This window comes from Desulfosporosinus acididurans, from assembly GCF_001029285.1.
In the GTDB taxonomy this organism is placed as follows: Bacteria; Bacillota; Desulfitobacteriia; order Desulfitobacteriales; family Desulfitobacteriaceae; genus Desulfosporosinus; species Desulfosporosinus acididurans.
In genome coordinates this window covers 66,427-84,645 of record NZ_LDZY01000014.1, presented here as the reverse complement: position 1 = coordinate 84,645, position 18,219 = coordinate 66,427, and the positions used below count along the sequence as shown (strand labels likewise).

Annotated in this window: 17 protein-coding genes and 4 pseudogenes; 3 read left to right on the top strand and 18 right to left on the bottom strand. The window is 40.0% G+C overall.

Features of this window, described 5'->3' with window-relative positions; all coding sequences use genetic code 11:
- Nucleotides 1-17 precede the first annotated feature (17 nt).
- The 5 genes and pseudogenes from DEAC_RS17845 to DEAC_RS24845 all read right to left on the bottom strand — a co-directional run bounded on the left by DEAC_RS17845 (nucleotide 18) and on the right by DEAC_RS24845 (nucleotide 2,764).
- Nucleotides 18-1,154, bottom strand: coding sequence for a hypothetical protein (locus DEAC_RS17845; protein WP_047811433.1), 1,137 nt, complete (start codon nucleotides 1,152-1,154; stop codon nucleotides 18-20).
- Nucleotides 1,155-1,303: 149 nt separating this feature from the next.
- Nucleotides 1,304-1,651, bottom strand: a complete 348-nt coding sequence (locus DEAC_RS17840; RefSeq protein WP_047811432.1) for a DsrE family protein — start codon at nucleotides 1,649-1,651, stop codon at nucleotides 1,304-1,306.
- 29 nt (nucleotides 1,652-1,680) lie between these two features.
- Nucleotides 1,681-1,828 (bottom strand): annotated as a pseudogene (locus DEAC_RS24720) (cupin domain-containing protein); the annotation flags it as partial.
- A gap of 165 nt (nucleotides 1,829-1,993) precedes the next feature.
- Nucleotides 1,994-2,308: pseudogene (locus tag DEAC_RS24850) on the bottom strand (transposase); the annotation flags it as partial.
- A 3-nt stretch (nucleotides 2,309-2,311) separates the two neighbouring features.
- Complete coding sequence (locus tag DEAC_RS24845; RefSeq protein WP_047811430.1) at nucleotides 2,312-2,764, bottom strand: MerR family transcriptional regulator; 453 nt, start codon at nucleotides 2,762-2,764, stop codon at nucleotides 2,312-2,314.
- Nucleotides 2,765-2,867: 103 nt separating this feature from the next.
- Here DEAC_RS24845 and DEAC_RS17825 point away from each other — a divergent pair, with 103 nt between their 5' ends.
- Nucleotides 2,868-3,701 carry an SDR family oxidoreductase gene (locus tag DEAC_RS17825; RefSeq protein WP_047811429.1) on the top strand — a complete coding sequence of 278 codons (834 nt, stop codon included), beginning with the start codon at nucleotides 2,868-2,870 and terminating at the stop codon, nucleotides 3,699-3,701.
- A 253-nt stretch (nucleotides 3,702-3,954) separates the two neighbouring features.
- On the opposite strand, the gene DEAC_RS17820 is transcribed toward DEAC_RS17825, so the two are convergent.
- The 7 genes and pseudogenes from DEAC_RS17820 to DEAC_RS17795 form a co-directional block, all read right to left on the bottom strand.
- Nucleotides 3,955-4,272: a hypothetical protein gene (locus DEAC_RS17820; RefSeq protein WP_140417655.1), complete on the bottom strand. Its 318-nt coding sequence runs from the start codon at nucleotides 4,270-4,272 to the stop codon at nucleotides 3,955-3,957.
- Nucleotides 4,273-4,508: 236 nt separating this feature from the next.
- The gene (locus DEAC_RS17815; protein ID WP_152671436.1) at nucleotides 4,509-4,931 is read right to left on the bottom strand and encodes a hypothetical protein; all 423 of its coding nucleotides are present in this window, start codon (nucleotides 4,929-4,931) and stop codon (nucleotides 4,509-4,511) included.
- Between the two features lie 117 nt (nucleotides 4,932-5,048).
- Nucleotides 5,049-5,444 (bottom strand): DUF3795 domain-containing protein, encoded by a 396-nt coding sequence (locus DEAC_RS17810; RefSeq protein WP_053006489.1) that lies wholly within the window; start codon nucleotides 5,442-5,444, stop codon nucleotides 5,049-5,051.
- Between the two features lie 212 nt (nucleotides 5,445-5,656).
- Nucleotides 5,657-6,109, bottom strand: a complete 453-nt coding sequence (locus DEAC_RS17805; RefSeq protein ID WP_047811426.1) for a VOC family protein — start codon at nucleotides 6,107-6,109, stop codon at nucleotides 5,657-5,659.
- 1,354 nt (nucleotides 6,110-7,463) lie between these two features.
- A pseudogene (locus DEAC_RS24840) lies at nucleotides 7,464-7,682 on the bottom strand (DNA alkylation repair protein); the annotation flags it as partial.
- A gap of 88 nt (nucleotides 7,683-7,770) precedes the next feature.
- Nucleotides 7,771-7,983, bottom strand: a pseudogene (locus DEAC_RS24835) (DNA alkylation repair protein); the annotation flags it as partial.
- Nucleotides 7,984-7,988: 5 nt separating this feature from the next.
- Nucleotides 7,989-8,588, bottom strand: a complete 600-nt coding sequence (locus DEAC_RS17795) for a DJ-1/PfpI family protein (RefSeq protein WP_047811425.1) — start codon at nucleotides 8,586-8,588, stop codon at nucleotides 7,989-7,991.
- Between the two features lie 361 nt (nucleotides 8,589-8,949).
- Here DEAC_RS17795 and DEAC_RS17790 point away from each other — a divergent pair, with 361 nt between their 5' ends.
- A complete protein-coding gene (locus DEAC_RS17790; RefSeq protein ID WP_047811424.1) occupies nucleotides 8,950-9,456 on the top strand; it encodes a hypothetical protein in 507 nt (168 codons plus the stop codon).
- Nucleotides 9,457-9,729: 273 nt separating this feature from the next.
- Here the strand turns inward: DEAC_RS17790 and DEAC_RS17785 are convergent, their stop codons facing one another.
- From DEAC_RS17785 to recD2, 5 genes are all read right to left on the bottom strand, one after another.
- Nucleotides 9,730-11,442 carry a cell wall-binding repeat-containing protein gene (locus DEAC_RS17785; RefSeq protein WP_053006488.1) on the bottom strand — a complete coding sequence of 571 codons (1,713 nt, stop codon included), beginning with the start codon at nucleotides 11,440-11,442 and terminating at the stop codon, nucleotides 9,730-9,732.
- 19 nt (nucleotides 11,443-11,461) lie between these two features.
- Entirely contained in the window at nucleotides 11,462-13,201 is a 1,740-nt protein-coding gene (locus DEAC_RS22350; RefSeq protein WP_053006487.1) for a gamma-glutamylcyclotransferase family protein, read from the bottom strand.
- A 91-nt stretch (nucleotides 13,202-13,292) separates the two neighbouring features.
- Nucleotides 13,293-14,273 (bottom strand): hypothetical protein, encoded by a 981-nt coding sequence (locus DEAC_RS17770; protein WP_207642585.1) that lies wholly within the window; start codon nucleotides 14,271-14,273, stop codon nucleotides 13,293-13,295.
- A gap of 310 nt (nucleotides 14,274-14,583) precedes the next feature.
- Nucleotides 14,584-15,030, bottom strand: coding sequence for an SRPBCC family protein (locus tag DEAC_RS17765; RefSeq protein ID WP_047811480.1), 447 nt, complete (start codon nucleotides 15,028-15,030; stop codon nucleotides 14,584-14,586).
- Nucleotides 15,031-15,057: 27 nt separating this feature from the next.
- Entirely contained in the window at nucleotides 15,058-17,196 is a 2,139-nt protein-coding gene (gene recD2 / locus DEAC_RS17760) for an SF1B family DNA helicase RecD2 (RefSeq protein ID WP_047811422.1), read from the bottom strand.
- Nucleotides 17,197-17,438: 242 nt separating this feature from the next.
- Between recD2 and DEAC_RS23635 the strand changes: the two genes are divergently transcribed.
- Nucleotides 17,439-17,612: a hypothetical protein gene (locus DEAC_RS23635; protein ID WP_161796470.1), complete on the top strand. Its 174-nt coding sequence runs from the start codon at nucleotides 17,439-17,441 to the stop codon at nucleotides 17,610-17,612.
- Nucleotides 17,613-17,921: 309 nt separating this feature from the next.
- Here the strand turns inward: DEAC_RS23635 and hgcB are convergent, their stop codons facing one another.
- Nucleotides 17,922-18,212 (bottom strand): mercury methylation ferredoxin HgcB, encoded by a 291-nt coding sequence (gene hgcB, locus DEAC_RS22910; RefSeq protein ID WP_083996275.1) that lies wholly within the window; start codon nucleotides 18,210-18,212, stop codon nucleotides 17,922-17,924.
- Nucleotides 18,213-18,219: the final 7 nt, after the last annotated feature.

Below are 18,219 nucleotides of genomic sequence, written 5' to 3'. Positions count from 1 at the left end.
CTTTCCCCTGTTTTCATCTATATCCTTTCTAAAATAGCTACGCCTTGGACCTCACCAATTCCGCCATTGCCGTGAATTAAACCATATTTAATATCTCCCTTTTTCATGGCAGCACACATTTCAATCAAAGCATTTAAGGCTGGATTGTTCCAGGGTGCTCTCGCGAAGTTCATTCCGCCGGTAATTGTAATTTCATGATTTGATAAAAACTCCGGTAATTCCCAGGGGCTCTCCACCATGTTTGTGGTTAATAAAAACGCCAAAGGAATCGGGGGATAACATGTATACAATTCCAAGTACAAATTCCCACGTTTGAATTCTTTAAGAACGTCAATTTTTGCTTGTCTTTGAGCTTCTAAAAAGGAGCTTTTTAAATGGGCAAAGAGGTTACCTTTTTGCCCAACAAGTTGACCAATGCCTTCAGGTATACCTTTAACCATTCTGTATTTAGCCCCTGAAACTTTGACTCTTCCAGATGGGATATTTAATAGATTAGCAGTTCTGTCATTTACAAGAATAACGCCCCCGGCAAAATCAACATTGGGGTTTGCGCAATCTGTTATTCTAAACAAATCTCCCTTTAGATCGTCAAGAAATCTGCCTCTGTCATAAGAAACTTCCCGGTCTATTTTTTGGGCATACGTTTTTCGATAATTTCTATATAATTGGTCGGATAGCTCTAAGAAATATTCCTTTGAGATGCCCAGTTCTTCACACATTTTGTGAGCCGCTAAATTGTAGCACTCAATAATACTTTTACTTTTGAAAATGTCCATGGCTTGTTTTACGACGTCTTTTCCATATAGCTGTTTATTTGTTAACAAAGGGTCATATCCAAAAATAAAAATTGCATCATACAGATTCTCATTAATCAGTTCTTTAGCATCATAGAGTGCCTGCACAGGGCTCGCGCCACTTTTATAAGTATGTATTTTGTCGATTGAATGACACCCCATGATATTAAAATAGAAGTCATTAGCAGCTTCAAAACTATTTAGGAGGGGATCAATAAAAAAATAGGCTATCCTTTTTTTATTTGAAGATAGGATTTTATTTATTGCGATCGCTTCTCTGAAAATTTCCTTTAATCCTTCTGGGGTTACTTGGTTTCCTTCACAGTCCGAATATTTTTTAGAGTAGATTATCGTTGCCATATTTAACACCTTGCTTTCGACTTAAATCTGAGCATCATCTCCTAAAATAAGCTATTTGGAAAGATAATGGCCAGTGTCACAGCTTAACAATCCTTTGGAATCTAATATACAGTGACAATTTTAAAAATACACAAAGGAGATATCTCGGGTCAAACAGTTATCACTCGTGTAGTTTCATCTTTCAAAAAATCCGTAAGTGCTTGACCCGTATATTTTACGGTTATCCCCATATTCTCGAGCACATCAGAAACGCCATAACTATCTGCACATGCCTTACACGCTAATAGTTCCACACCTGCCTCTTTTATTTTACCTATATATTCCTGCAAAGTCGAATCTTCTGCTAAAAGTTTGGCAGACGGCCCCCAAATTATTAGAGAAACCTGGTCCCACCATTCTTTAAGTTTTGAATTGAGTGTATACATGAATGCCATACGAATAGCGGCATCCCTATCGCTATTAGTCCAAACTACGACCAACTTAGTTGGTTGACTCATACTATAAACCTCCCTATTTAATATTAGACCTATATCCTATCTAATGTCTCGACAGTTTTTTTCATTTCTAACATTCCCAGTATTTAGGATTGACTTAGGTTCAATTAACATGACATGAACCTCTTCCTGAGCAACGGGCATATGCTCAACCCCTTTAGGTATAATTAAAAATTCCTCCCTATAATATCTTATGGTTTTCTTTGAATATCTCGCTTTTTCATAGAATTCCTAACTAACCAAACTAGCATCTGCCCTAAATTCCTTCGTTCCACCTATCCATGATTGGGTGTCAGTTATGCTCCTCAACCGAGTCTTTGCTCTAATGGAAAATTATACGATTGACTACCAGCTCTTTTGTCTTGCTAGGTTACCTGGATTGTTCGCTTCTGTGGTGACGCTAACCCACAGACCCTTTGTTAATATGGCATAGAACACCCGAATCAGTTTACAGCTTATGGCAATTAACGATTGTTTCTTCTTCAGAGGGTTCTTGGTCCTTGTCGTATAGTAGTTGTGTATCTCTGCAAACTCTGCGTTTTTGGCGACTAGAGGTATCACTGCTTGAAATAGAATCGCTCTCAGCCGCGCTCGACCTCGCTTGCTGATCGTGGTCTGTCCTTTGTGCTTACCAGAGCTGCTCTCTCGCAAGGCCAACCCTAATTAATTATGCTCTTCCACTTTTGGGCCCAAGGTAGCGTATTTCTGCACATTATCAGAAGATCGAAGCTTTATCGAAGGAGTTAACTTTTCTGGATCATTCTTCAATGTCATCCTGTATTCCAACATCCAGTTAAGAGTTACAATCATTTGGTCCAATTCGTTTTTCTTACATTCGATCTCACTTATCTTTTGGCGAATCCATTCAAGGACTTGTTGATTGGTACGTGTATTTGTATCATGGTCCCACAAGATTTCCTTCAGTTCGGCTAGCGAACACCCCACCCCTTGAAACTTCTTTACCAGTTTCAGACGTTCGAGTGCCTCGTCTGAATAGTTACGATAGTTATTTTCTTCTCTCTGGACGTGCCGACTGTCTAATAAACCTTCCTTTTCATAAAAACGGATTGTATAGACCGTTAAACCTGATTTTTCAGCTAACTCTTGTATCTTCATGAAAATCACTCCCCATTATGACTATCCCTACAGTTAACTCTATAGTTTATAATGCAATTGTTCAAGTAATAATACCACTCAACAGATTAAGGGGGAAATCATTATGCGTGTTTTCGTAACAGGAGCATCAGGCTACGTCGGTTCCGTCGTCGTCCGCGAACTCATCAATGCCGGTCATAAAGTCATTGGACTTACCCACTCAGACAATGGCGCCGCAATCCTGAAAGAAGCTGGAGTCGAGGTACTACGAGGCGATCTTGACGACCTCGACAGTCTTCGTAGCGGCTCCGCCTCTGCGGACGGCGTTATCCACCTGGCGTTTAAACATTCCTCAGACTTCGCTGGCTCGCTCGCAACCGATCTACTCGTCATCGAGACGATAGGGGCAGTACTTAAAGGCTCTGGCAAGCCCTTCGTGGCCACCGGTCACTTCAACGGGACGGCATCGGATAACGCGGTGTTCGGCCTCGCTGAACACGGGGTACGGACATCTATCGTGCACCTTTCACCTTCGGTGCACGGCGAGGGCGACACGGGCTTCGTGCCAAGACTTATCAAGATAGCTCGCGACAAAGGCATCTCTGCCTACATCGGCGGCGGATCCAACCGGTGGCCGGCTGTACATCGCCTCGATGCGGCACACTTGTTCCTCTTGGCGCTAGAAAAAGCTCCCGCAGGGTCACGTCTGGACGGAGTCGGAGACGAAGGGATACCATTCTGCTACATCGCTGGCGTTATCAGTCGGCACCTGAACGTTCCATTGATCAGCATTTCACACGAAGAAGCAGAATCCCATTTCAGCTATCTTGGCTTCTCCGCCATTGCGGCACTCGACATTCCAAGGTCAAGTGTACTGACTCAGGAACTCTTGGGGTGGCGGCCAATACAACCCGGGCTAATCGCGGATCTTGAACAAGGTTACTACTTCAAAAATTAATGAGAAGCTAAGTTATGAACTACTAAAAACCATTTCGGTATTAAACTTCTGCAGATATAGTCCTTTTAATAAAAGCCTTACCATTTCTCGTTGAGTTATCAATTGGTTTCTCAGTCGCCTTTATTACAGGCAAGCGCATCATAATTTTGAATGAGGTCATCATGCTAGTAATATCAATGGATAAACAGTAGCTGAGGCTAAAGTGCTGGTGGCTGTGGGTTTTATCACATTGGTGGGGATTTTGGGTTCAAGTTTAGCGGAGTGCTTTGCCTGCACGTTTAAATCTTTTGAAGATGTAACTTATTCCGAAAGCAAGAATTAAAGGAATAACTGTGCCAACTATGAAATTATAAGAAATACCATGCCCACTATTTATGCTTGTATAGATTTTTAAATACCGAATATTAAATCCATATCCAATAGCTTGACTAATCAAAGACAACATAATGAAAATTCCTAAAGTTGTTCTTTGAGTAGGGCGTTTCGCAAAAATATATGCACAAACAAAAATATAAATCAATATTGAGATTGGAACTGATAACAAATAATCATCTCCTTTGCCATCATACACCCTTTTTACATTTACTTATTCGCAAATCGGCTTCCCATCCAACGCATTCCTCATCCTCCCCGTTTCAGTTATCCACTCCACTAAGCAAGGACATCCATCCTGCGGAATTGAAGGAGTTCGGTGGTTGACCGGGGGGCTGCGGGTCATGACATTGACGGGTATTTGGGGTTGAGGGCAGCAGTGTGTGGGCAGGCGTGGACATTCTATTCTCGGAACTTTGTTCCATGCAAGTATTTTTATATCCTGTGTGCTTTTACCAGCGTCAATATAGTCATAGTGTCTAAAATCAGCATGAAAATTGCTGCGATAAAATAAACATATGACGAATTTCTTTTTAACTTATTTTCATCTTTCAAACCCATAATGCCACTAGTGACAAAAAATACAACTAATAACAATTGAGAAGCTAAATTTAGCCGATTATTTGTTACTGTCACCGTGGCGGATTTGTTAAGGATAAAGAGATTAAATGACGATATCCCAATGACTAAACAACCTAAAACCAATCGTAATAAATTCATCGGTTTTAATAAATTACCTATCTTGACCACTTTACCCACTCCCCCAGCCCATTCTAATTTTTCAACTTTGCCCCGATCTGCAGACATCCCAGACACTTCCTGTAACCACAACCACAAGACTCCATCAATTTGCCACATCTCCACCACATTCCCAGTTCGGTGAGCGCCTTTGGATAGGTAAGCACATCCTGCTGTATTAAGTGTTAGGGTTAGCGGAGGCGAGGAATAGGTGTTTGTTGATCAAATGAACCATTTTTATTTCGAATGGAGTCCGTCCAGGTTCATTTTCTTTTGAAAAAATGCCAACTGTAACGCAAGATATTCCTCATTAGAACATTTATCTTTAATGCTATCTGCGTATTTTTGGGTTTGTATAAATGTTTTGGAACTTATTTCACAAGGATAGCTTGGACACATTCCGCAGTTATCAATTTCTTTTGAACTCGCACACTGTTGTATTCCATACCTACAAAAATTTGAAGTTAAACACCCATAACACTTAATTTCTTCAGGAGATACAACTGTATCACGCCATTCAGCTCGAAACCATAGGTCTGCTACCTCCTTAAGTTGAGGAATATCACCTTTTTCAGTAGCTGTGTACCTCGGGCATACTGAACAATCATTTCCACAATAAGACAGCTTAGGCATTTAGATTGACTACCTTTTATACCACGGGCTATCTTCAAAGAAAAGTGGTCGAATAGACGAAGAGAGTAAATTGTAAATTATTGTTCTATGACCTGATGACATTGGGTGACTGGTAGCTTGGTTTATCGACGGCGAGGATTTGAATGTTGTGGGTTAGCTGGGGTGCAAGTGATGACAAGAGTATCGGGGATGTGGTCAAAATGAGCATTTTCCTATTTGCTCCAGTTCTGAATTTCTATGAAATTCCCTTCAGGGTCTTGTGCATAAGCGGCAGTTAGTAATCCAATCCCTTCATAATCTTTCTTAATAATTTGACCTAGTATTTTGCCGCCATGTTCAACCAATTTCTGTACTACTACTTCTACTTCATCAACATGAAAGGCTATGTGTCCATATCCTTGTAAATTTATTTTTGGTTCATTGTTTCTTAAATTGTCCGGTTCATAGCTAAATATTTCTAATGTCGGACCGTCACCATAACCCGGTAAACTCAAATGGATACCCTTTACTTTTACATTAGGAATATTAGTTAAATTATCTATCCACTCACCGGAAAGATCTCTTTCAGGGTATTGAGGTTTACACTCAAAAACATTAATATAGAATTCCGATAGCTTTCTCCAATCCTTAGCAACGATGTTTGTATGGGCATACTTGATACTCATTTCTTTACCTCCATTTTGTCCCGACTAGAAGTGCCACCTTCGGTGACTCCGCCCCGCGGAACTCCCGGTTAGTAATAGGGCTGTTATAACTCCAAAAGTTCAAAACCGGTCTCCGGATCTATTTTTCTCCTTGCTGTTGAATTGGCTAATTCAAAAATAATCACTTCACCAATATGCCAGATTGCTACACCTTCCCTCGTGCAACCTGTGATAGAGTCTCTATTTCGTCAAAAAGCGGAATGTAAATGCAGTTTTGGAATGTTTTCTTCGTTAGTAAATATAGTTCCAATCTCAGAATAAAAATCCTTCCGAGATTTGCCTTGAATATTTCACAACTTCTCCTTCTTTCGTTTAATTCGATCCAAGCTTTCAGCTTCGGTGAACACCTTTGGATAGATAGGGACATCCTGCAGAATTGCGTGTTTGGATTACTTTGTCCAACGCTCCTCAGCTAAATAATTACCCCCGCTATCCTGACGAAATATTGCCGCGTTAAGTTGTCCGCCATTTGACAGAATTGGCGTCCGGACTGGTTCTGACCGCTCACCTTTCCTAATTATACCACCGTACCTCGACAAATTGTAAAAACCCAGAGCAACACGCTACCACTATTATTAATGCTACGGGAATTACAACAATCGATGATATAATTCCAAATTCTAACGGGGATATAAAAGCTGGGAAAAGGAACATCGATAGTACCTCCTTCAATTTCGCTTTGGAGTCCAGATTAGTATTAATTCACAGCTAGTTACCCACTACCCCCTTACACCAATCTATCTCTCACCACCTCACCCTATCCGCCAAGTAAGCACGTCCCATCCTGCGGGATTAAAGGAGTTCGGTGGGTTGACGAGTGGCTGGGGGTTATGGGTGTTTCGGATTAAGGAGAACGGTGCGGTGGCATGAGTGGTATGAGCGGTGGATTGGCCTCAATTTTCTAGATGGACACACCTTTAATTGTAAATAATGGTTCCCCAAAAGAGAAAACGATGAAGAAAAGTATCATTAGCTAAGGATAATAAATGAGCTCAGCAGTTCATAATACCGCTGAGCCATTTACATATAAAAGCATCTAGGGGGCTTTACCCGACCCGATAATCGCTAAAATCCATGATGAAAGTATACCACGACTTAAATGGACAGTCACGGACACGTTTCGGACAAATAGTCTGACAATTCATTTCCGTAGTTTATGAGTTTGGGTTTTTTTCATAGCCAAACCTTATCCCTAAAATTTCTATAATACCTAAATTACAATGCAGCCCATCATTTTAGGGATTCTAGGGATATTAGGGATGACCTTTGGTCTCTATAAAAATGTTCAGGTAGATAAGTTATTCGAATCCGTGCCTTATTTCACTTTCAACGTCCGCAAATACGTCTTTGCTTCATCGCCAATTCGGTAGCTTTCAATCGCTTTCTGGATAGCTTTGTTATGTGTCCACTTTTCCAAACGCTGTTCCTGGATGTATGGCAAAGCTGCTTTGTACTGCTTAGCCAATACCGTAGCAAAATACCAGACAATCATCATGTTGACATAGTATTCGTCCGATCGGATACTCGCCACAAGCTATCTCATCAGCATTCCTATCCCGGTCGGATAACTGCCAGACTTTGATCTTTTCGAAGAGTTCGGGCAGATGCTTTATAAATATCTACGGCGAAATCAGGTCACAAGTTGCCCAGTTGTCTATGTACCGAATAAACTCATCAACGGCGTCAACGGTAGCATCATAATCCCTGATCGTTTCGATCAGGAAGCCATGCAGGTTATTTTCTTCATAATACGTATGCGGCAGGATTTTAAGAAACTCCGAAGCCTCCGGCGTTTTGGAAAACTCCCGGGCGAGCTTCCGCAGATACGGGATGCGGATGTTTACATGCTCGGCATAGGTGCCTCGTAGTAACCAAGTTTATGGAAATTGTAAAATTCAAGAATCCTGTTTTCAGATGCAACTCCTAACGCAATCGTTACTTCTTTAGCAAACTCCAATGATGCCGTGCCGTTGGCTGTAATAATATTATTATCTCTTACCGCCTGTTGCATGATATATTTTTCTTCACCTGTGTATGCATCTCCAGCCCATTGTTTTAAGTCATTTAAATCATTACTGGTATGGTTAACATTATTTAAAACACCGATTGTACCGAGAAAAGCCGAAGCATCACAGATACCACCCAAAACTTTTCTATTGTTTAAAGCATTTTGTACCAAAGGTTTAACCTGCAGTGCAGCCTCATTTCTCCATGACATTCCACCAATTAGAATTAACCCCTCAAAATCTGTTGGAGCTGATTGAATATCATAGTCTGGAAGAACAGCAAATCCCCCTATGGATTGAATGATATCTGTTGTTAACGAAACAGTCTTCACAGAATATTCACCTTGACCTAAAGATAATATTAATGATGATAGATAAGCGGCTTCCCAATCAGCGTATTTATCCAAAATAACAAATAGCACGATTTTTTTCATAATGTAACCACCTCGTATAACTTTATTAATGATGATAACATTTTACCATCCTAGACGGCTGTGTTCTGTATTCAAAATATAACAATATGAAATTCAATTATGTTTGTTCATCTTTCCATTATTAGCCTTACCCGAAGTTACGTATGATCAATTGAACTTGATATTATGCTTATTAGGTGCGAAACTACTTTAGTATCATGTACCGTGTTGTATTAATGGAGGTTACGTAAAGTAACTGCTCCTCGTTCTCTGATTGGAATAAGGACCCAAATTTACTAGCAGGAATCTACTTCTTCCCAATAATTGGATAGTGTGGTAAGATTAATAGACAAAACATTATTTGGAGGAGGAATTTAATAATATGACAAGAAAGGAAACTTGCTGGAATTGCGATGTAAAGCTTTCTGAACCATATCTAAAGGTACACTATTGTAATAATTGTGCTCAAAAAGAAAGAGTTAAAATAAAGAAATATTTTCAAGATTCATTAATTGCTGGTTTAATATTTACTTTTATTATTTTTTGTATTATATCTTTTATAAAAATTAAATTTGTACCTTCGGATACAGATTATGTAGTTTTTAATACAGCATTTATAATTGATGCTAATAGATTTTTGTCATTTATCACAAACCTCTCCATAATGTCACAAGCTATTATTTATTTAATATGTTTTGTTATACCTTTTGGACATTATATTAACCTTAAAATTAACGTAAAAGGTTTTGCTGGACTAGGTGTAATATTGGTGGAATTAATAATTTCTGTTATATCTGCCCCTATTGTTGTTGTATATCAATTATATAAAATGTTAAATTTGTCAAAGGTTTTAAAGCCCGTTGTAAACGAACATAGTCATCAATTGTAATACAAATATTGATAGTAAAATCCATTCGGGATTAAAGCTTGTAGATTATTGGGATGAATTCAAACATAAGGATTTAATTTGCATTTCAAGTGAACTTAATCCAAGTTCAAAGAATAATGACTTTAAGAGGATATAATATGTCCAATCTTTGTAAAGAGGGACATATTATATCCTTTTACTCCTTTGGTCCGATATACTTTAAGTGAAACCGAAATTCACCATAGATAAGTATCTTTTTAAAACAAAGAGCAGAAATGTTCTTGATTCATATTACTACTTTGCGTTGGCGCTGATGACTCCTTCTCCTCCGATGATATAGACTTTGCTGGGCTTGATTGCGGCAATCTCATTCTTGACCACATCACTGAGTCCGTCTTTTTGCACTAACAAGATAGGGTATTGCATTTCTGCCGCAATACTACTGATAGATAAGGCGTCAGGATAGTTTTCTCCATAGGCTATCACAAGTGGTGTTCCGGTTTTGACTTTTAATTGATCTGCAATTTTGACTGACGTTTCATACCTGTCAGTTCCACCTAATCTAGTGATATTAGCGAATCCACTCGCGGTTACTTTACCTTCCATGTTACTGCTGACGACTGCTGTACCTCCTAGAACTGTTCCCGTTGGGTCTAAGTTGGACTTCATGTAATCCAATACTTTTTCTTGATCGGCATCAGAGCTTCCCATTAATAAGATAGGCGCATTGAGCTTGTAAGCTAGGACGCTTCCGGCTAAGGCATCTGGATAGTTGTCAGCCGTGGCTAAGATAACATTGGAAAGCTTTCCCGTATAGTTTGCTTTAGCGATAGCCAACGCCGTATCAACTCTGCTCTGACCAGCCAGTCTTGTGACTCCAGAGGTTGTCTGATTCATTTTGAAGTCCCATTTGACGATATCTTGTTCCACAGAGATTGTTGGGCTTGTATAGTTGTTGTAACCATCTTTTGTAGCAACGATGTAGTAATCCGTTGTAGGGAATACCATGAAGCCATAAGATCCTGATGCATCACTTATCTGAGGATTCATATTATTGTTGGGCTTAAATCCGTCTATATTCGGTAATGGTACTACTGTATCAGGAGTTTCACCATTTGCCTTGTTTCTATCCGTATCAGCATAATACAAGGTGACATTTACCCCTGCGATAGGCTTACCTGTTGCCGCATCAATGATGATTCCATAGGGATCGATTAAAGTACAGGTTACACTTGTAGCTCCACTGCTCGAAATTTTGACTTCCATGGCTCCAATCGTAATTGTTTGTCCGTTGCCAAGATCATATGTGATATTAAAGCTATTATCTGTTCCTTTTGCTAAGTTCGTCAGATTAATGGTTCCATCAGCAGAAACTCTTACAGACGAACCTGCTGCTGATACGAAAGTTACTTTAGAAAGATCATTTAAAGGGCTCATCGTTCCGTTAGGTTGTTGTAGTGTTACAGCTTGGGCAGCATTCATAGAAACTGTGTAATTTCCATTACTGTCCGAAGTTACTGTAGCTGTCACATTGGAAACCTGTGTACCGTTATTGCCTATTACACTGACGGGAACGGTAATTCCTCCACCCGATGGACTTCCTCCACCCGATGAATTTCCTCCACCTCCACCCGTTGTTTTACTAAGAGTTATATTAACTCCCAATGTAGTTGTATTTTCAGTTACGTTTGCGGTTGCACTACCATTATTGTAGCCCGTCTTGCTTACAGTTATGGTGTAACCTGTTCCTATAGGTACATATTGAATGCAGTATAATCCGTCTGCCCCTGTTACTGCCGAGTAAACACTTCCGTTCACCGTCAGACTCACATTAGCTGCTGCCACTGGATTTGTTCCGTCTGTCACTGTCCCTAGAATGGCTCCGGTAGGTGATGGCACATTAATCACCATTACGTTATCAGAAAATCTATTCGCAACATAGATTTTGTTGGTGACTGAGTTTACAGCCACCGCATCAGGATTAAGCCCTACGGATATGGGATTCATTTGACCAATAATATATTTTTTATCTTATATGAACCAGCCGATCAATCGCCTCTCTCTTTTCCAGTACGGTATAGTATATCGCACTGGCTGCATCCCAGCTTGCTCCCGTTCTTACACTTCTGCCGTCTTGTCTTATCAATCCAGCTTCTTTGAGATTAAAAATGCTATTCACAGTACTATTCATATCCATTTTCAGTCCACCAGCAATCTTATGAATAGTAACCCCGTGCTCTTGACTCCTTAAAAAATCCAGTATCATAATTTCTTCTTTTTTCAAAAACCTTCCTATTAAATAGGCATCGATTTCCACTTCTGTCATCTCAGGGTACGTATCCTTTAAACCTTTCTTTATTACCTCAATATAGGCAGTCCCCGGCAAATTGTATTTATGATCCCTAGGTGAATGAGTAATTGTTTTAATTGGGATACCATCCTCACTGCCAAGTTCTATTGTTTCGTTGTACCAAGAGTCTCCTTTACCCTCTAATTCATGTATTCTTTCGAACTGTTCCCAAGTGATCAAATATTTTTTACCAAAGCATCTTCCCCTTCTGCTCGTGTCTAGAAAAGCTACTCCCTTGTTATCCCACTGGCTACTCTCGTTAGCAAAATATATAGGATGTTCAATGAGCATAGGTTTCTCGTCCATTGGCGGTGTCTTATCTTGGCAACCTTTCCGTTTATTTGGATTTCCAGAGGTCTCATCTCCATTGATATACTTCATAAAACGGTCTTTGTTGATGTTAGAGCCATAGCATGCGTACCAAACTAACGCGCTGTCCTTAGGCTTTCCCCAAGGCTGGTCATCCAGACTAACCTTGTTGCTTCCGTAAACATCATGGTTATAAACATAAATATATGCTGGTTCGGTTTTGCCACTTTCGCCTTCGGTATAGGCATACAATCTTAGATACAGGCTGCCTTCCCCTTCAAGCCTATCAATGTTCCTAAGCGTGTCTCTATTTATCCTATAAAGTTCTCCCTTAATCCTATCACCTTTGCTGTAAACAGCCCCTGGAAAAGACCCCAAATCATACAAGGCAAAATCTACGGCTGTGCATCTGCCTAAATACTCTGCATTGGACATGTATCTTTTAAAATTACTGCCGCCCTTCATAAGTGTTCCGTAGACCATAACCTTTATATCTTCTTGAGAAAATGAACCCAGGGCATTCACTGTCTTATACATATCCTCTTTATAATCTTCACCCCAGTCACCTCTTGTATTTCCTTTTACTAAAGAATCGTTGAGCCATTTATGTGCCTTATCAATCATAACCTTAAACTCAGGTGAAAAATCCGGATACCTGTCAACAAACTCCAATACCATGCTTTTTGAAAATATGTTAAGTGCATCCAGTATCCCTCTTATTTCATCATGCCCATGACCTTTCAGGTATCTACCTGTGGAGGCTTCCAGTCCCTTTTTCAGTGATTTTCCAAAACCCTCAATTTTCTCAGCCTCTTCCTTGTTTTTTAAGAAAAACTTCATCATTATAGCCGTCGCTATATAGGTTGGTTCATACCAATAGTCGACCCTTATGTCACCATCGACTTCAGGGCTTGGGATCAGCCCCCAAAAGCCTTTCTCATCCTGTTCCATGATCAGTGATTTTATTAGTTTTTGAGTTTCTACTAGATTCCCTTTGCCCTGTGATATTTCATCAAGGGTCTTCATCATCTCAGACTTATAGCTTTCTAGGATGTCTTTATAATCATTTACTTTACTTTCCTCAGGTCTTTTAAAATATTTTAACATAATGCAGCCAACTCCTTAATCATTTCATCGTTGCGTTGATTAAATAGTAGCACAGTATAAGGAGCACTCTGCGTCAAAAAAATTCGCATGCTTACGCTTGAAATATGCTATATGCCTCAAGAATTTTATCGTCCTGTATTTCGTACTTAGTCCCGTGGGCCTCAGCAAGAACTCTTCCCTCATCAATGAAATAGTTCTTTATTACGCAGTCCTGCAATATAATCTGTTGATCATCATCCCCAATATAGGTTACACAACCAGGCTCCCCGCTCTTCATTAGGTGAATGAGTTGGCTCTTCGGGCCGTTACCTAGGGTCTCAGATTCATTAAGAAATCTGCCTTGCCATTTCTCGCCCTTATCTATGGAAAAATACCAGTCAGTAGCCTTTCCTGTATTATCAATCTTTTCCACGACATCGAGGATCTTTTCCCTTGCATACTCTGTCAGCTGGTTCCATATATCCACTGCAGTAGTATTTGCACTATTCCTATAGGCCCCCACCGTCTCCATGGATCGCAGTCCCTCCAGCAGAACAACCAGTTGAGAAATGTTCTGCATAAGGATTACTGGATGTGGTGTTGATTCCATCTTCAGTATGTCTTGCCTCTCATCCACAAGTTTTATATTTAACCCAAGAAGTTTGAAACCTTGCTCTGTCATAGCCTTGATGTCTTTTTGCAACTGTCTCTTGCTAACTCCTAATTCAGAGGCTATGTCCGAGAGATTCTTCCTATCACCGCCTCTGTTTTCCCTCTCCGTTTGCCTCATAAGATAAACATAGCGTTCTTCAGCTGTTTCGATGATTTTCTGACAAATACTACTTATATCAACGTTGAATCCATATTCGTCATTTATATACTTTGTAAATTCATCATAAATCTCTTTATGGGCCAGCTTAATATTAAAAACCCTCACCGTCGTGATGGCCTTATCTATTGAAGTAGCAATATCCTCGTTTAATATTTCTTTTTTCATCGACCTGGTAATGTTTTTATTTATAATTTCTATTATCTCGTCCTGCTTAATAAATGAATATTTTTCAGTTCCTAACAGAACATCCTTCAAATTCACTTTGAAGAAATGTTGTTCTGTCCTCTCTATAAAATTCTCAATAATCTTCTTGAAAGTAGGCATACCTTTCTCCCGTATTGTAAATTTCAGCAACCAAGCTGCAACCAAAATTCAAGTAGTCAAAACCCTACAAATCTGCGGTAGCAAATTAAAGATGAAGCCCAAAAGTATCTTATAGTCCTAGAGGAAGGCAAAACTCTTGTACGCCCACATGTCCGCCTACAACGGCTGAAAAAATAAATTATCTTAGACAATAGGATATGCCCACCCTCCTTTGGAATTATTGCTCCAGTTACATAGCTTAGTTACCTTACTTCGTCAATTGCTCCTCCAGTTGAGTCAGAACCATGGGCCATGCTTGCTCATGGTTATTCTTAGACTCCTCATCAGAAAATCCAGTATGTGTAAGACGAAGCAATGTCCCATCTTCGTTTTGCTTTAATTCTACTGTTACTACAGTCTCCGCTCCCTTGGTTCCCCCTTCCCCTGTCAGCCATGTCAATTCAAGGAGGCGATTGGGCTCAAGTCTCAAGAAACGACCATAATGTGGGTGTCGTTTTCCATCAAAAGCGGTTTCGAAATAAAATGCCGCATTTACTTCATCTTTCATCATGACTGACCCCGGCGAGGCGAACCAAAGGTCAAATTGCTCTGTCCAAGCTCTGTATAAGACTTGGGGAGGAATCGACATTGTTCGTTCCACTGTAAGCGCAAATGGTCGAGATGATAGATCAGGGTAACAAATCGGTTTAGTCATTGTATTTTTCACACTTTCTTTCATTTCTTAAGTATTATCCTTTGAACTCAGTCTCTCCGCTAATCGGGTATTCCTCTTCGAGGTCTTATTATTGCGAACGGCCATACTAATTGCCTTCTTTGCGCCTACCAGAACAAAAATCTTCTTAGCTCTGGTTACACAGGTGTAAAGAAGGTTTCTCTGTAACATCACGTAATGTTGCATGGTTAAAGGGGCAACAACAATCTTATACTCGCTGCCTTGGCTCTTGTGAATGGTAGTGGCATACGCTAAAACGACTTCGTCAAGCTCAGTAGCATCATACTCCACCTCATGACCATCAAAGTCTAATACGAGGGTTCGATCCTCCGGATCAATTTTAGTAATGATTCCAATATCTCCATTAAAAACGTTTTTATCATAGTTATTCTTAATCTGCATGATCTTGTCGCCTAGTTTGTAAACGGTACCGCCATATTTAATAGAAGTGTTTGAGGAATTTAAGGCCTCTTGTAAAACACCATTGAGGTTTGCTGCTCCTGTTTCTCCCCGCTGCATCGGGCATAACACCTGAATGTCGTCAATTGGATCAACTTTATAGAAAGAAGGAAGCCTTTTTATGCAAAGCTCCTTTATCGTTTGGACCACTTTTGATGGTTCATCCTCTTCAATGAAAAAGAAGTCACTGTTGCCCTTTAACTCCGGGAAATCTCCACGATTGATTTTATGAGCATTAGTGATTATGGCACTTCCCTGAGCTTGCCTAAATATTCTTGTCAGCTTAACAACATTAACGATACCCGAGTCAATGATATCGTTGAGCACATTTCCGGCTCCTACCGATGGAAGCTGATCTACATCGCCAACAAGTATGACAACTGTTTCGTTGGACACGGCTTTCAAAAGATTGTACATCAGGATAGTGTCTACCATGGAGGTTTCATCGATAATCAGCACATCGCATTCCAAGGGGAATTCCTCATTCTTTTTATAACCCTCGGGTGGCTTATACTCAAGCAGACGATGGATCGTTTTTGCCTCCATCCCCGTCGTCTCCGACATTCTTTTGGCAGCTCTACCTGTTGGAGCGGCAAGTAAAACTCGCGCCCCAAGCAATTGAAACACCTTGATAATGGCAAGAGTCGTTGTGGTTTTACCTGTTCCAGGGCCACCCGTAAGTACCATAAACTTTGACGTGGCTGCTGTTTTTACCGCATCCTTTTGAACCTCGTCGTAGCTAATGTTGCACTCTTCTTGTATAGCTACTAAGATCTCGTCCACGTTTGCTGCAGTGTATGGACTGTACACGGAAAGAATAGCCTTAAGTCTTTTCGTTAATCCTACTTCGCTATAGTAAAAAGGTGGTAAAAAGATGGCATCCTCTCCATCAAGCAGGACTGTTTTCTCCACAATCATTTTATCAAGAGTTGAATTAACGAGTGATTGATCAAGTTCTAAGATGTTTTCCGCCTCGGTAAGGAGCTGTTCTTTTGTAGCATAGCAATGTCCATCGTTGGAAAGTTCATTAAGTACATAGACAATCCCAGCGCGGCAGCGTTCGAATGAGTTTATATCGAAGCCCATCTTCAAGGCAATTTTATCCGCTGTTTTAAAACCAATGCCCCAGATGTCATCTGCGAGCTTATAAGGATTGGTCTTCACTATTTCTATGCTGTCATTCCCATAGGTCTTGTATATTTTAACGGCGAAAGCAGTAGATACCCCATTATTTTGTAAGAAAAGCATGACATTTTTAATTTCCTTTTGATCTTGCCATGCTTTTTTGATGATCTCAACTCGCTTTTGTCCGATACCAGGTACTTTGATTAAATAATCGGCTTCTTCCTCCAATACCCTCAGAGTATCTTGTTGAAATTGCTGAACAATTCTCTTAGCGAATACTGGACCAATCCCTTTTATGAGCCCACTTCCCAAGTATTTTTGAATACCTGTTACCGTTGCCGGAAGAGTTTCGCGATAATCCTGCGCCAGAAACTGTTTCCCGTACTTACTGTCCATCTTCCATTCGCCTTTAAGGCGGATGATAGAGCCGACATTCACAGCGGCTAGGTTTCCCACAACAGTAACAAGGTCATTAAATCCCTTGGATTTTATTTTAATGACACTAAAGCCATTCTCTTCATTTTCAAAGGTAATTCTCTCGACAACTCCGCTTATGTATTCCATTTTGTGCCCTACCTATCGTAACAATTGCGCAATGTCTATCTTCTATATCCTTAGATCATTTTTGCAGAAATAAAGTTCATTAGCTCTGCACATAATTAAAAACAGATTGTTTAAAAACAACTCACTATGAACATTCTATAATCCTTTTCAGAAAAATTGAATAAGTAATCCTGAAAAATATAAAGTATGCTATGATACTAACGCAAATGATAAATAATAGTTTCTTAAAAGGTGGAGTCATTTTGCCCGCGACATCTGCGACAGTCAGCCTTGGCGAAGGTGCCACAGGCTACATATGGTGGTTGGACCTGCTTTTACTGGGGGTATGCTGCTGGTACACTGTTACGTTCTTGCAGCAGTGCTCCGACAAACCAACGATCAATTTAATCAGGCACGTGGTGAAAGGTCTTTGTTAACCTTTCACCTGTTCTCAAGATGGGTCTCTGCACTTTTTCGTGTTCAATTTAATGGGGTACTTTTTAACGAAATGTAGTATTCGTTAAAAAGTAGGGTGCATCATTTAACAATTCGGGTTCAAAAACAGAGAAAGCACCACCCTAAACGATGCTTACACTGCCTTAAATAGCTGAAAAGCCCAGCAATGCTGGACTTTTTATATTAATTAATTGTATCAATTATTGAGCTCTTATTTGTCTAATGACTCAATCTTTGATACAAATTAACGATTCACCTCCGCTTTTGAAGGGGATGCATTCTGTTTGAAATTAGCAGCAGCTACCATCCGAACAATCACAACTAGGTTCTGTTCCAGTAAGCCAGCCTTTAATAATTGCTGATGCGCAGCCAACGCCTGGTTTTACTTCCAGAGCATTAAACGGACAATTTTTGACGCATGCACCGCATTCGATGCAATTATCTTTTTGGGCTATAACCGATTTACCATTTGTCATGACAAAAACGTTATGAGGGCAGACCTCAAGACACTTTCCACAACCAGTGCATTTCTCCGATCCCATCTTTAATGTAGAGACATTTTTTAAATATCTATTCCTCATTTTTTAC

Bases quoted from the DNA above. Each gene is read 5' to 3' on its own strand.
- DEAC_RS17845 (WP_047811433.1), bottom strand. From the start codon at position 1,154: ATGGCAACGATAATCTACTCTAAAAAATATTCGGACTGTGAAGGAAAC.
- DEAC_RS17840 (WP_047811432.1), bottom strand. From the start codon at position 1,651: ATGAGTCAACCAACTAAGTTGGTCGTAGTTTGGACTAATAGCGATAGG.
- DEAC_RS24845 (WP_047811430.1), bottom strand. From the start codon at position 2,764: ATGAAGATACAAGAGTTAGCTGAAAAATCAGGTTTAACGGTCTATACA.
- DEAC_RS17825 (WP_047811429.1), top strand. From the start codon at position 2,868: ATGCGTGTTTTCGTAACAGGAGCATCAGGCTACGTCGGTTCCGTCGTC.
- DEAC_RS17815 (WP_152671436.1), bottom strand. From the start codon at position 4,931: ATGTGGCAAATTGATGGAGTCTTGTGGTTGTGGTTACAGGAAGTGTCT.
- DEAC_RS17810 (WP_053006489.1), bottom strand. From the start codon at position 5,444: ATGCCTAAGCTGTCTTATTGTGGAAATGATTGTTCAGTATGCCCGAGG.
- DEAC_RS17805 (WP_047811426.1), bottom strand. From the start codon at position 6,109: ATGAGTATCAAGTATGCCCATACAAACATCGTTGCTAAGGATTGGAGA.
- DEAC_RS17795 (WP_047811425.1), bottom strand. From the start codon at position 8,588: ATGAAAAAAATCGTGCTATTTGTTATTTTGGATAAATACGCTGATTGG.
- DEAC_RS17790 (WP_047811424.1), top strand. From the start codon at position 8,950: ATGACAAGAAAGGAAACTTGCTGGAATTGCGATGTAAAGCTTTCTGAA.
- DEAC_RS17785 (WP_053006488.1), bottom strand. From the start codon at position 11,442: ATGAATCCCATATCCGTAGGGCTTAATCCTGATGCGGTGGCTGTAAAC.
- DEAC_RS22350 (WP_053006487.1), bottom strand. From the start codon at position 13,201: ATGTTAAAATATTTTAAAAGACCTGAGGAAAGTAAAGTAAATGATTAT.
- DEAC_RS17765 (WP_047811480.1), bottom strand. From the start codon at position 15,030: ATGACTAAACCGATTTGTTACCCTGATCTATCATCTCGACCATTTGCG.
- recD2 (WP_047811422.1), bottom strand. From the start codon at position 17,196: ATGGAATACATAAGCGGAGTTGTCGAGAGAATTACCTTTGAAAATGAA.
- hgcB (WP_083996275.1), bottom strand. From the start codon at position 18,212: ATGAGGAATAGATATTTAAAAAATGTCTCTACATTAAAGATGGGATCG.